Below are 13,202 nucleotides of genomic sequence, written 5' to 3'. Positions count from 1 at the left end.
TCAGAATTTTAGCCCAAAAATCCCCAAAGAAGAACCGCAGCAGAGTAAACAATTCCAATCCAGAACATCATGACAACGGTATAACCCATGACATCTTTTAACTTCAAACCGGATAAAGCTAAAGCCGGTAAGATCCAGAATGGCTGAACCAAATCATTCCATGCATTCCCGAGCATAACAGACATTGATGTCTGGCTGATAGATGCACCCAATTCTTTGGCAGCATCAATCATAAATGGCCCCTGAACGACCCAGTGTCCCCCAGCAGATGGTGCAAAGAAGTTAATAAAGAATGAGCTAATTAACCCCCAGAAAGGCAGGGTTTCTGCTGTTGAAAATTGGACAAACCAGTGAGCAATCGTATCAACTAATCCAGAACCAGCCATTATCGCCATAATACCAGCATAGAAAGGATATTGAAGTATAATACCAGAAATCGTTTTAATTCCCTCATTTAAATTTGCAACATACTTTGCCGGAGTACCTAAAAGAATTATCCCTAGGAAAAGAATGATGAAGTTGATCATATTCAGATCAAGCTTTCCACCTTGATTAAAAAAGGAAATAACATAAACAATACCGATTAAGCCAATGGCAAGAGAAAGCAGGCGGCTATTGTTTAGTTTGTTTGCAAGAGTTGGTTCTTCAAATGTTGCTGCCGCTGATGCCGCTATTTGTTCCTGCGCCTCAACAGCGGGATTTATTTCGATAATGCTGTCTTTATTTTTCGGATGAAGCCATGCATTTAATAGTGGAAGTGTAATGATTACGACAAGGCTAGTAAGCAGCATTGGCAATGAAAAAATTGTTTCCGCTAGTGTAACGACTCCCATTGCAGCTTCCATCGGGTGGCCTGCAGTCGAGATTAAAACAGGAATACTGGCCGAAAATCCTAGACCATATAGGGTAAAACCGCTATAACCAGCCGCGATAATAAGTGGATAATGAACCCCTTTAACCTTTAATGCTAGTTTTTTAGCAATGATTCCCCCGATTACTAATCCAAATCCCCAATTAAGATAACTGCCAATTCCCCCAACAAGCGTGGCAACAATAATCGCCGTTTTAGGAGTGTTAACGAGCGCTACAATCTTGTTTAAAAAACGATCGGTTATCGGAGCGGTTGCAAGTACATAACCCATCGCCAGAATAACGGCCATTTGTGTTGTAAACGATAACAAATTCCAAAAGCCTGAACCCCAGCTAGTTGTAGCCTCAACAAACCCCTGTCCTTGTATGATCATCGCCAAGATCATTGTAAGAATCGTTAATCCGATGGCAAATACAAATGGATCCGGTAAGTACTTTCTCATTAGATTCGTAAAAAAATTTGTGACTTTCTCCATCACTGCGCCCCCTTAAACATATTTTTTATGATGCTTCCCTTATAGTTAAAGCTTATATTTTCTTTAAATGAACCAAATAATCAATCCCCAGGTTAACGCTTACATTTGTTAACAAAAAGAACCTCGATAATTCTTCGCTGCCTATGTCTGCTAATACAGGAATCACCTCCAAATTTCGACAATTTTTAAAACAAAAATACCTAGCCCCCAAAAGGAATAAGAAAACAGAAAGGTTTCTTATTGTCTCTTGGAAAAGCTAGGTATCCTTAATTAAAATTGGAATGGGTGTATTCCATCATTAAGAAGATGCTTTTCTTAGATAATTATTTATCTAAAATATAAAACACTTCAGATTAATTGTCAAATTATTTTTTATCTTCAAACTGATTAATTTTTTCAAGATACCTTTTATTTGCCGCTTTCAATGCAACAATCACGGAATTGGTTGATGGAGCGAAATAATGAGCTTCAATCCTCGCTATAAGCTCATCCACCCCATTAGTTAAATTATATCCGACAATTAGCCGTTTAAAAAAGTCCTTGGCTAAATCCGTAATAAACGTAAACTCAGCATTCAAAATTGTATGATCGCTAGGATCAATCTCCAAAACAATCCCTGCATGTTTATAAACCTCAAACATCGCACTCCCAGTCGGAGCCTTCGCATAAGCAGTAACAAGAACCGTACTCATTTCATGTTGTGTACCCACAGCAGATCCCCCTACCTTTTTCCACCATTTTACTAAAGTTTAAAATCCCTTTCAATGCTGTTAGGTAAATGTCATATTCAGTAGCTAAATAATCTGTGATGTTAGCTCAAGCATTCGGTTAATAACTTTAGTTAATATCATTAGTCCTAAACATTATAACTAGTAACTTAGCATTAATTTTATCTCCAATAATTATTCCTAAAAAAATAGAGAGATACAATCATTATGACTGTACCTCTCTCGTCATTTATAGCATAATTTTCACTTAATTATGTTTTGGCTGTAGCTGAATCAATGAATCCAAAGGTTATCTTCCCACTATGTTCAATCTTATTTCTACCTTATGAAGAAAAGGCCTCCCAGCAGTTTAGCAAACTGATGAAAGACCTTCTCTTATAATCGGCATTTCCATTGTCATGATTGTCGCTCTTTGCATCGAGGACAAGGAAATCCTATTTTAGTTCAAACCATTGATATAATTGGGGGTTTAAACCCTCATTACATCATGCCGCCCATTCCACCCATGCCGCTCATGTCAGGCATGCCAGCGCCAGCTGGTTCTGGCTTGTCAGCAACAACTGCTTCAGTTGTTAAGAACATAGCCGCTACAGAAGCAGCATTTTGAAGTGCAGAACGTGTAACCTTAGTTGGGTCCACGATACCAGCTTCGATCATGTTTACCCACTCACCGCTAGCAGCGTTGAAGCCTGTTCCAACTGCTTCGCGCTTTAAGCGGTCAACGATAACTGAACCTTCAAGACCAGCGTTGTGAGCGATTGTACGAACTGGCTCTTCGATCGCACGTAATACGATGTTTACACCAGTTTGGATATCGCCTTCCGCTTGAATTTCAGCTACTTTGTTGTATACGTTAAGTAGGGCAACACCACCACCAGATACGATACCTTCTTCAACCGCAGCACGAGTTGCGTTTAAAGCGTCTTCGATACGGAGTTTGCGCTCTTTTAATTCAGTTTCAGTTGCAGCACCAACTTTGATTACTGCTACACCGCCAGCTAATTTCGCTAAGCGCTCTTGTAATTTTTCACGGTCAAATTCAGAAGTCGTTTCTTCTAATTGAACACGGATTTGGTTAACTCGAGATTGGATCTCTTCAGTTGCACCAGCACCCTCAACGATTGTTGTGTTTTCTTTCGTTACAACAACCTTAGAAGCGCGGCCTAAAGATGTGATAGTAGTAGTTTTTAATTCACGGCCAAGCTCTTCAGTGATTACTTCACCGCCAGTTAATGCAGCGATATCTTCAAGCATTGCCTTACGACGGTCACCAAAGCCAGGAGCTTTAACAGCAACTGCATTGAATGTTCCGCGAAGTTTGTTCAATACTAAAGTAGAAAGTGCTTCACCTTCGATATCTTCAGCAATTAACAATAATGGTTTGCCTTGTTGTACTACTTGCTCAAGGACAGGAAGGATTTCCTGGATACTTGAGATTTTTTTGTCTGTGATTAAGATATATGGATTTTCTAAAACAGCTTCCATTTTATCTGTGTTTGTTACCATGTAAGCAGAAGTATATCCGCGGTCAAATTGCATACCTTCAACCACATCTAACTCAGTTGTGAAGCCTTTTGATTCTTCAATTGTGATAACGCCGTCGTTACCAACGCGCTCCATCGCTTCAGCAATTAGTTGACCTACTTCTCTATCATCAGAAGAAATAGCAGCAACTTGTGCAATAGATTCTTTGCCTTCAATTGGCTTAGAAATAGCTTTTAAGCCTTCGACTGCTACAGTAACTGCCTTCTCAATCCCTTTACGGATACCCATTGGGTTAGCACCCGCAGTTACGTTTTTCAAACCTTCACGGATCATAGCTTGAGCAAGAACCGTTGCAGTAGTTGTTCCGTCACCAGCTACATCGTTTGTTTTGCTAGCTACTTCAGCAACAAGCTTAGCTCCCATGTTTTCAAATGCATCTTCTAATTCGATTTCTTTCGCGATTGTTACACCATCATTTGTGATAAGTGGTGAACCAAATTTCTTTTCAAGAACCACGTTACGTCCTTTAGGTCCAAGAGTAACTTTTACTGCATCTGCTAACGCATCAACACCACGAAGCATTGAGCGGCGTGCTTCTTCACTAAATTTAATTTCTTTAGCCATGTTCAAAAAACCTCCTCGTATTTTTTAAACTCAATATTGTTTTAAAAAAATCCTTATTGTCCAACTACAGCAAGGATATCGTTTTCGCGTAAAATTAAATATTCGTTTCCTTCAAACTTCACTTCTGTACCAGAGTATTTTGAGAAGATAATACGATCGCCTACAGCAACTTCAAGAGCAACACGTTCGCCACTTTCAAGCACTCGGCCTGAACCTACGGCAACAACTTTTCCTTCTTGAGGCTTTTCCTTAGCTGAGTCTGGTAACACGATACCGCTTGCAGTTTTTTCTTCTGATTCGACAAGCTCAATGACAATACGATCACCTAGTGGTCTTAACAAATCAAACAACCTCCTCAAATAGATATGTAATTCTGACTTATTAGCACTCTCTTAACATGAGTGCTAACACAATTCTTATAATAATAAATGGAAAAAAATTTTGCAAGTATGAAGCAGTAATTTTTTATTATTTTTTGCAACCTTACAAGTATGTGATTTACAAGCAGGAATATACATAGTTTTTAAAGAGAATCTTTAAAATTGAAACAACCCTGCCATTATTAGTAGAATGAAGAATAGGGTAAAATATTTTCATTAGCTGCCTAAAGGAGATTTATTAATTTGAAAAGGGAATATTGGATTATTTTAATTGTCTATATAGCAATGCAGTTATCAAGTGCAGTAGGAATTCCTGGACTAATGTTCCTATTTGGCTATTTAGGGATCAATCAAGGGCTCGTTGTTCCTTATTGGTTAATTTTCAGCTTCACCCTAGCCTTGATTATTATTTTGTTCATTTTAAGAAAAGAAATGAAGAAAGCTCGATTAGATGAAAGAAGAGGCACCTCCTTTGGCTTCTCCGCCGTCTGGGCTGTAGCAGGGGTGTTTTTAGCCTTATTCGCCCAATCTTTAGCTGCGAATATTGAACGGCTTATCGGGGTAGAAATGGGTTCAGAAAACACACAGCAAATCCTTACCATTATTGAGTCCTTTCCGCTTGCTATCCTAGTTAGTTCAGTAATTGGCCCAATATTAGAGGAAATTGTTTTTCGAAAAATCATTTTCGGTTCTCTTCATAAACGACTTAACTTTTTCTTTTCAGCGTTAATCAGCTCTGTTATTTTTGCCTTAGCTCATATGGAGCCTGAGCATATCCTGCTTTATTCAGCAATGGGCTTCACTTTTGCATTTCTCTATGTAAAAACAAAACATATCCTTGTACCGATTTTTGCCCATGTTGCGATGAATACATTAGTTGTCGTTATTCAGTCAGTTTATAAAGATGAAATTAATGAAATCATTCGTGAGGCAGAAGCTATTCAAAACTTTATCGGAGGCTTTCTATGAGACGTTCACCCTTGTTTTCCGGGATTATTTATATCGTGCTCGGCTGTTTATTTACTTATTTTGCAATTGAAGATGTCACCCTAAACGGATGGGGGTTCTTCAGTTATCTGCTCGTTATTCTTGCGACTTTCGATTTCGGATCTGGTTTAAGAATGATTTTCTTTTACAATCGGTATAAAGACAAAATAAAAAAATAATCATTTAAAAAGCCTTTTCACTTTTTCATGTGAAAAGGCTTTTCCTTTATTCTTCTATTTCCTCTGTTGGGTAGTGTTTCAGGAAGTAGATAAGTGATTGTAATTCGACGGCCAAATCGATATGATGGACCCTTATGGACGAAGGAACATTTAATCGTGCAGGGGTAAAATTTAATATCGCTTTAATATTGGATTTTACAAGTCGATCTGTAATCACCTGAGCGACTGGAGCAGGTACCGTCAGGATTGCAACATGAATATCGTCATTGCTTAATACCTTCTCAAGCTCATCCATATGGTACACGGGGACATCCCGGATTGTCGTTCCCATTTTGTCCGGATCCACATCAAACGCACATTCAATCTTTGTATTATTATTTTTTAAAAAGTTATAATTTAGAAAGGCAGTTCCAAGATTACCTACCCCAATTAACGCTACTTTTGTTAATTCATCTTGATCCAGTGTTTTTCGAAAGAAGGTCAATAGGTAGTTGACATTATAGCCATATCCCTTTTTCCCTAAGGCACCAAAATAAGAAAAATCCCGGCGAATCGTTGCTGAATCCACCTTCACTGCCTCACTTAATTCTGCAGAAGAAACCCTCTGTTTACCTGAAGAGTGAAGATTCTTTAAAAATCGATAATATAAGGGCAGCCGTTTCGCTGTCGCTTGTGGTATTTTCATTGTTTCGTTACTCATATTCTCCCACCCCTCATAAAAAGTTGTTCATTTATCTAACTTGTTCCGTTCGGTGGAAATCCCCATTTTTCCCACCAGTTTTTTCAACCAAATAGGTTTTCCCAATAACCATACCTTTATCTACTGCTTTACACATATCATAAACAGTAAGTGCGCATGTGGAAGCGGCTGTTAACGCTTCCATTTCAACACCTGTATTTCCTTTTGTTTTGACAGCAGCTGAAATATTCAATGTATAAGCGGCATCGTGTTCCTTTTCCCATGAGAATGATATATTAACTCCCGTCAAAGGTATAGGATGGCACATCGGGATTAGATCCCACGTTTTCTTTGCCCCCATTACCGCAGCAACTTGTGCTACTGCAAGAACATCGCCTTTTTTCATTTCATTATTTGTTATTTTATCATATATTTCTTTACTAACCGTAATGCTGGAATGAGCAAGTGCCGTACGAGCCGTTTCTGGCTTATCGCTAACGTCCACCATTTTCGCTCTTCCTTCTTCGTTAAAATGAGTAAATTCAGACATAAACAGTATCCTCCCACAAAATCATACTATATTTTTAACATTTTGTCTGTGAAACTTTGAGCGAATGATGACGAATTTACATTTTTTTCTTTAAGTATTCTTTCTTATTTTCTCCATGACATCCCACTTTATTGCCGACATTGGTGGAATAAGGTACACTTGTTTTAGTAATAGAGGTGAAAAAAATGATATTATTACAAGTTAATCAACTAGCAAAATACTATGGTGCAGACCTTATTTTATCGAATATAAAATTAGAATTACAAACTCGGGACCGTGTTGCACTTGTCGGGCGTAACGGTGCAGGGAAATCGACATTATTAAAAATTATTGCTGGGCATTTGTCACATGATGGCGGCGAAATTATTAAGCCAAAAGGGATAAGCATTGGCTATTTGGCCCAGAATACTGGACTAGAATCAAATTTATCAATTTGGGATGAAATGCTGACCGTATTCGAATCACTAAGAGCTATGGAAGCGTCACTTCGACAACTCGAGGTTCAAATGTCGGATCCTGCTGCAATAGCGGACACGAGAAAATACGAGAGAATCCTAAATGAATACGATCAACTACAAGTGAAATTTAAAGAACAAGGCGGTTATCAGTATGAAGCAGATATTCGTTCTATCCTGCACGGATTAAATTTTCACGATAATACTGTAATGATCTCTTCTTTAAGCGGCGGGCAGAAAACGCGCCTTGCCTTAGGGAAACTCCTTTTAACCAAGCCAGATATTTTAATCCTGGACGAGCCTACCAACCATCTTGATATTGATACTCTTTCCTGGCTCGAACAGTATTTACAAGGCTATGACGGGGCGATATTGATCGTTTCCCACGACCGCTATTTTCTTGATAAAGTTGTGACACAGGTTTATGAAGTCTCACGGAAGCAAATTCAAAAATTTATCGGTAACTACAGCGCCTATCTTGATCAAAAAGCGGCGAATTATGAACGCGATTTGAAGCTATATGAGAAGCAGCAGCAGGAGGTCGCTAATCTTCAAGACTTTATCCAGCGTAACCTTGCCCGCGCGTCTACGACGAAACGAGCTCAAAGCCGGCGTAAAAAACTCGAGAAAATGGATTTGATGGACCGTCCTTTAGGGGATGAGAAGTCTGCTACCTTCTCCTTTGAAATTGAGAAACAAACCGGAAATGATGTTCTTAGTGTGGACTCCTTAGCTGTTGGTTATGATGGACTAAAAGTATCTGAGAATATTTCATTGCGGGCCTATCGTGGTGAGAGTATTGCCTTAGTTGGTCCAAACGGTATCGGGAAGTCTACGCTTTTAAAAACCATCATCAAAAAACTGCCTGCACTTGCTGGTACCATTCAATATGGTGCAAATCTAGCAATAGGATACTATGACCAGGAACAGGCAGAATTGACCTCTAATAAGCGAGTTCTGAATGAACTTTGGGATGAATGGCCGTTAAAAAATGAAAAAGAAATACGGACAGTCTTAGGTAACTTCCTGTTTTCAGGTGACGATGTATCAAAAATAGTGTCAACATTAAGCGGCGGTGAAAAAGCAAGATTGGCACTAGCCAAATTAATGCTTGAGAAGGCAAACGTTTTAATATTGGACGAGCCTACGAACCATCTGGACCTAGACAGTAAAGAGGTACTTGAAAATGCACTAGTCGACTACCCTGGTACCATTATTTTCGTATCACACGATCGATATTTTATCAATAGAATAGCCACAAAGGTCCTGGAGCTTAGTAAGGATGGCAGCACAGAGTATCTAGGTGACTATGACTATTATTTGGAGAAAAAGCTGGAGGAGGAGGAGCTCAAGGCTTTAGAGAGCGCAAGCGTCGTAAAAAAACAGACCGCTTCCGAAGTTCCAGATAAAAATTCGTATCATCAAGATAAAGAAAGTAAAAAGCTGGAGCGTCAGCGTAAGAGAAAATTAGAAGAAATAGAATTACGTATAGAAGAGTTGGAGGCACTTATTCAGGATAACGATGATGAGTTATGCGAGCCTGAAATATTTCAGGACCACGAGAAAGTGCTAGAAATCAATTTAAAAAATGAAAAGGCGAAGTCAGAGCTTGAACAGTTAATGGACGAATGGGCTGAACTGGCTGAATAGCCAAATAAGGGCTTGGATAAAGATATCCAGCCCTTATTTTATTGGAATCGTTAAAATGTCTGTTTTTGCTCCATCTTTTGCTGAATATACAAATAGCTCAATTGAAACTTTTTCTTTTATCAAATACTCCTTATCAATAGTAATGTCAAAGTTCCCCCATGCAGGTGCACCCTCTGTTTGATAATTATTTTCAAGCAATATCTCCGTGCCAGAGACAACAGCATATTGGAAAACACCTTCAAACACTCTTGCCTTACCCCTTAGGACTATACTGCCATCCTCCAAGGTTGAAACACTTACCTCTTTAAATACATCATTTCCAAACTGCTTATTCTCTTCCTCGTCTTGTGTATCCTCTTCATCTGTAACATCTGAGTCTTTCTCCTCATCCTCTGTTACATCAGGTTCTTTTTCACCTTGATCTGTTTTACCCGAATCAGTTCTATTTGGTTCCTTACCATTTTGTGTTTTAGAATCTTGGCTGCAGGCAGTTAAACTAAGAAATAAAACCATTAATAATAGCATTAATTTTGCCTTCATTTTATGCTCCTTTTAAATACATTATTGTTTATTAATTATATTCACCTATTTTAACGTTTTGCATAGCAAAAAATTATCTTACATTTTCACTAACTAATCGACAAATTCCGCGAAAAACCCCCAATTTTCTCCTCATGATACCTTTTCCACAACTTTATTAACAATAAAAAACTTAGTATTTAGGGTTTATTCACACTTTTCCACATTATCCACAGAAAAAGCTCCACTTATCCACATTGTCCACAAAATATCGGTGGTTTATCCACATAATTCAGTTAATGCACAAATTTCTTGTAAAAGGTTATCCACAAAAATGTAGGTTCTTAACCCCAAAAATTGTGGATTAACCGACAGGCACCTTTATTTCGACTGATTTTTCATCGACATTGCTTTTGTTCACAATCCCGCCTTGATTGTTGCCCAATTTTCCTCGTCTCTATTTTATCGACACAATCCGATCTTAATAGTAACCAATTCTCCAATAAAAAAAGCCCTTCTTATCCAGAAGGACTCTAAACTAATTGTATAATTCAATGTCTAAACCTGGGTTTGCATTTAGTGAGAGGTCAGCGCGAACCCCTTTATCAAACATAATGCTTCCTGCGGCAGCAATCATGGCTGCATTATCTGTACACAAATTTAATGGTGGTATGACCAAATCAATATCGGCTTTTGTTGAAAAAGTTTTTTCAAGCTCTCTCCTAAGACCTTTATTAGCTGCAACACCACCAGCTAATAGCACTTGTTTAACCTTATATTCTTCGGTTGCTTTGACTGTCTTTTTCACCAATACTTCAATAACACTTTCCTGAAAACTTGCGGCAAGGTCCTCTGGTGCGATTGTTTCACCACGCTGCTCAGCATTGTGGACAGTGTTAATAACCGCTGATTTTAATCCGCTAAAGCTGAAATCATATGAACCTTCCTCCAGCCAAGCCCTTGGCAAATTGAGCGTATCGCTGCCCTCTTGAGCCAGCCGGTCAATATGTGGTCCACCCGGATAAGGAAGTTTTAAAGTCCTTGCAACTTTATCATAAGCCTCTCCTGCAGCGTCATCTCTCGTTTCACCAATAACTTCAAAATGCCCCTGCTCCTTCATATAGACTAGCTCCGTGTGACCTCCAGATACCACTAAGGATAGAAGAGGGAAGGTAAGTTCTTTAACTAATCTATTTGCATAAATATGTCCTGCTATATGATGCACAGGAACAAGTGGAATGTTATGGGCAAATGCTAGGGCCTTAGCTGCATTAACACCAATTAATAACGCTCCGACTAAACCTGGTCCTTCTGTTACGGCAATGGCATCCAACTCAGAGAGTGTTATGTCTGCCTCTTTTAAAGCCTCTTCAATGACAATCGTCATTTGTTCAACATGATGACGGGAGGCAATTTCAGGTACGACTCCGCCAAAACGCTTATGACTTTCAATTTGGGAGGCAACCACATTTGCAGCGATCTCTCTGCCATTCTTAATAATGGCTACAGCTGTTTCATCACAGCTCGTTTCAATTCCCATAATCCACTGATCTTTTATCATATATTCACCCACATCACTAATGCATCCTCTTGATTATCTGTATAATAATTTTTCCGGATGCCGCCATTTTGGAATCCTAACTTACGGTAAAGAGATTGTGCAACATTGTTTGTTACCCGTACTTCAAGCGTCATGCTTCTTGTTCCCATATCCTTCGCCACAGTCATCATTTTGCGAAGCAATGCTTCACCAAGCTTTTTGCCTCTATAAGAAGGCAGAATTGCAACATTCGTTATATGTGCTTCATCAATTACTACCCATGCACCAACATAACCAATAATCTTTTGGTCTTCTTCCAAAACGATATAAACTGCAAATTTGTTATTATAAATTTCATTATAAAAAGCTTCTCTGCTCCATGGAGTAGCGAAAGAGGCATGTTCTACCTCTAAAATTTGATCGATATCCTCTTCCTTCATATATCGAAAAACAAAAGAATCTACCATATTACTTTAATCCTATCCTTTTAAAATTTTCCCATTTGCCTCTAACCACTTCGCCTCTGCCTCTGCTAAACGGATATAGTTAGGAACAAAGGAATGAATGTCTTCCCCTTGTTTATCTTTACCTAATAAAGCCAGCTCCGAAGGACGTGGATTATGCTCCGTAATCGCCGCAAACACTGCCTGGGTGCTTAGTGTTTCTTCTATCGCAGCTTGATGAAGCGGCAGGTCGTTCCCAACAAACAGAATCGGTTTGTTTACTTCCTTTAATGTAGCTGCCCAATCAACGGACAAAACTAAGCGGTCTTCTTTAACCGTCGTAAGCTTCCCACTTTGGTATTCATAGAGCCCTGTATAGACTTGTCCTCTTCTCGCATCAATAAGGGGTGATATATACCCATCAAAGTATCTTCCTGCCCCAGCTGCCATAATTTCAATACTAGACACGCCAACCAATGGAATCTTTAAAGACCAAGCCAATGTTTTGGCAATGGTAACGCCAATACGAACGCCAGTATACGACCCTGGACCTTTCGCCACCACTATTTTTGATAGCTGTGCTGGTACTCTTTCACAATCCTTCATAAGTGTCTGAATCGCTGGCATAATTCGAACCGAGTGATTCTTCTTTAAGTTAGTAATATATTCACCAAGAACTTGATTTTCTTCTATAAGCGCAACTCCTAATGGATAATTAGAAGTATCAATCGCTAGTATGGTCATTTAGAAAAATCTCCTTACATAATTGCTCATATCTTTTTCCTTTTGGAACAAACACTATTTTTCTTTTTTCAGGGCCCTCGTGATATAAATTAACTGTTAATAACTCTTTTGGCAGCTGTTCCTCAATTAAATGAGCCCATTCTACAACCGTAACCCCATCACCCTCAAAATATTCATCAAAGCCTAAATCCTCGTAGGAATCGGCAACCCGGTATACATCCATATGATACAAAGGCAATCTGCCCCTATACTCTTTTATTATGGTAAAGGTAGGACTGTTAACGGTTTTCTTTATATCTAGTCCCTTTGCTAACCCCTTTGTAAAGGTGGTTTTCCCTGCACCAAGATCTCCTTCAAGACAAATGACATCGCCTGAATGGAGCAACCTTGCAAGTTTAGAAGCCAGCTGGAATGTTTCACTGGGGTCTTTTGTATATTTTTCATACTGATTCATATAATCACCTTTTATTCTAACATAGCTTATCTCTATCTACATTCTACCTTAATTTTGTAAAAAAAAACCTTAGGATAGCTCCTAAGGATGTCCATTTACTATGTATTTTACCTAACTTTCGCTATTTAAGCAAAAAGGCATAAAAAAAACGAAACAACGTTTCGCATTTTAAAAGATATAGTGGCGGTCTGGACGGGACTCGAACCCGCGACCTCCTGCGTGACAGGCAGGCATTCTAACCAACTGAACTACCAGACCAAAGTTTTTTCAAGTGTTTTCTTGAAAAAACTAATTGCGGGGACAGGATTTGAACCTGCGACCTTCGGGTTATGAGCCCGACGAGCTACCAGACTGCTCCACCCCGCGACAATAATATTAGTGACCTATATATTATATGCTTTAACAAATAATATATGTACACATTTTTAAAAGTAATACA

At 38.9% G+C, this 13,202-nt stretch carries 14 protein-coding genes and 2 tRNA genes; 3 read left to right on the top strand and 13 right to left on the bottom strand.

Annotated features, from left to right (window positions below):
* Positions 1-8 precede the first annotated feature (8 nt).
* The 4 genes from BANA01_RS12410 to groES form a co-directional block, all read right to left on the bottom strand.
* The gene (locus BANA01_RS12410; RefSeq protein ID WP_063253366.1) at positions 9-1,346 is read right to left on the bottom strand and encodes a short-chain fatty acid transporter; all 1,338 of its coding nucleotides are present in this window, start codon (positions 1,344-1,346) and stop codon (positions 9-11) included.
* 365 nt (positions 1,347-1,711) lie between these two features.
* Positions 1,712-2,056: a DUF3870 domain-containing protein gene (locus tag BANA01_RS12405; protein WP_235847131.1), complete on the bottom strand. Its 345-nt coding sequence runs from the start codon at positions 2,054-2,056 to the stop codon at positions 1,712-1,714.
* Between the two features lie 498 nt (positions 2,057-2,554).
* Positions 2,555-4,183 (bottom strand): chaperonin GroEL, encoded by a 1,629-nt coding sequence (groL, locus tag BANA01_RS12400; protein ID WP_063253365.1) that lies wholly within the window; start codon positions 4,181-4,183, stop codon positions 2,555-2,557.
* 53 nt (positions 4,184-4,236) lie between these two features.
* Positions 4,237-4,524 (bottom strand): co-chaperone GroES, encoded by a 288-nt coding sequence (gene groES / locus BANA01_RS12395; protein WP_063253364.1) that lies wholly within the window; start codon positions 4,522-4,524, stop codon positions 4,237-4,239.
* Positions 4,525-4,806: 282 nt separating this feature from the next.
* Between groES and BANA01_RS12390 the strand changes: the two genes are divergently transcribed.
* Both BANA01_RS12390 and BANA01_RS12385 read left to right on the top strand, forming a co-directional pair.
* The gene (locus BANA01_RS12390) at positions 4,807-5,532 is read left to right on the top strand and encodes a CPBP family intramembrane glutamic endopeptidase (RefSeq protein WP_063253363.1); all 726 of its coding nucleotides are present in this window, start codon (positions 4,807-4,809) and stop codon (positions 5,530-5,532) included.
* Positions 5,529-5,729 carry a YdiK family protein gene (locus BANA01_RS12385; RefSeq protein WP_063253362.1) on the top strand — a complete coding sequence of 67 codons (201 nt, stop codon included), beginning with the start codon at positions 5,529-5,531 and terminating at the stop codon, positions 5,727-5,729. The genes BANA01_RS12390 and BANA01_RS12385 overlap by 4 nt, the downstream gene beginning before the upstream one ends.
* Positions 5,730-5,775: 46 nt before the next feature.
* Here BANA01_RS12385 and BANA01_RS12380 read toward each other — a convergent pair whose 3' ends face one another.
* Both BANA01_RS12380 and moaC read right to left on the bottom strand, forming a co-directional pair.
* Positions 5,776-6,429 (bottom strand): redox-sensing transcriptional repressor Rex, encoded by a 654-nt coding sequence (locus BANA01_RS12380; RefSeq protein WP_063253361.1) that lies wholly within the window; start codon positions 6,427-6,429, stop codon positions 5,776-5,778.
* 31 nt (positions 6,430-6,460) lie between these two features.
* Positions 6,461-6,958 carry a cyclic pyranopterin monophosphate synthase MoaC gene (gene moaC / locus BANA01_RS12375; protein WP_063253360.1) on the bottom strand — a complete coding sequence of 166 codons (498 nt, stop codon included), beginning with the start codon at positions 6,956-6,958 and terminating at the stop codon, positions 6,461-6,463.
* A 185-nt stretch (positions 6,959-7,143) separates the two neighbouring features.
* Here moaC and BANA01_RS12370 point away from each other — a divergent pair, with 185 nt between their 5' ends.
* Complete coding sequence (locus BANA01_RS12370) at positions 7,144-9,063, top strand: ABC-F family ATP-binding cassette domain-containing protein (protein WP_063253359.1); 1,920 nt, start codon at positions 7,144-7,146, stop codon at positions 9,061-9,063.
* A gap of 33 nt (positions 9,064-9,096) precedes the next feature.
* Here BANA01_RS12370 and BANA01_RS12365 read toward each other — a convergent pair whose 3' ends face one another.
* The 7 genes from BANA01_RS12365 to BANA01_RS12335 form a co-directional block, all read right to left on the bottom strand.
* On the bottom strand, positions 9,097-9,603 hold the full coding sequence (locus BANA01_RS12365; protein WP_063253358.1) for a Gmad2 immunoglobulin-like domain-containing protein: 507 nt from the start codon (positions 9,601-9,603) through the stop codon (positions 9,097-9,099).
* A 517-nt stretch (positions 9,604-10,120) separates the two neighbouring features.
* Positions 10,121-11,143 carry a tRNA (adenosine(37)-N6)-threonylcarbamoyltransferase complex transferase subunit TsaD gene (gene tsaD / locus BANA01_RS12360; RefSeq protein ID WP_063253389.1) on the bottom strand — a complete coding sequence of 341 codons (1,023 nt, stop codon included), beginning with the start codon at positions 11,141-11,143 and terminating at the stop codon, positions 10,121-10,123.
* Entirely contained in the window at positions 11,140-11,589 is a 450-nt protein-coding gene (rimI, locus tag BANA01_RS12355) for a ribosomal protein S18-alanine N-acetyltransferase (RefSeq protein ID WP_063253357.1), read from the bottom strand. The genes tsaD and rimI overlap by 4 nt, the downstream gene beginning before the upstream one ends.
* Positions 11,590-11,601: 12 nt before the next feature.
* Complete coding sequence (gene tsaB / locus BANA01_RS12350) at positions 11,602-12,309, bottom strand: tRNA (adenosine(37)-N6)-threonylcarbamoyltransferase complex dimerization subunit type 1 TsaB (protein WP_063253356.1); 708 nt, start codon at positions 12,307-12,309, stop codon at positions 11,602-11,604.
* The gene (gene tsaE / locus BANA01_RS12345) at positions 12,290-12,763 is read right to left on the bottom strand and encodes a tRNA (adenosine(37)-N6)-threonylcarbamoyltransferase complex ATPase subunit type 1 TsaE (RefSeq protein ID WP_063253355.1); all 474 of its coding nucleotides are present in this window, start codon (positions 12,761-12,763) and stop codon (positions 12,290-12,292) included. The genes tsaB and tsaE overlap by 20 nt, the downstream gene beginning before the upstream one ends.
* A gap of 181 nt (positions 12,764-12,944) precedes the next feature.
* Positions 12,945-13,021, bottom strand: a tRNA-Asp gene (locus tag BANA01_RS12340).
* Between the two features lie 34 nt (positions 13,022-13,055).
* Positions 13,056-13,129 (bottom strand) — tRNA-Met (locus tag BANA01_RS12335).
* Positions 13,130-13,202: the final 73 nt, after the last annotated feature.

Origin of the sequence: Neobacillus niacini NBRC 15566, assembly GCF_001591505.1 — a bacterium.
Classification (GTDB): domain Bacteria; phylum Bacillota; class Bacilli; order Bacillales; family Cytobacillaceae; genus Neobacillus; species Neobacillus niacini.
Note: the sequence above shows the minus strand (reverse complement) of the source record. Positions and strands in the feature narration are given on the sequence as shown.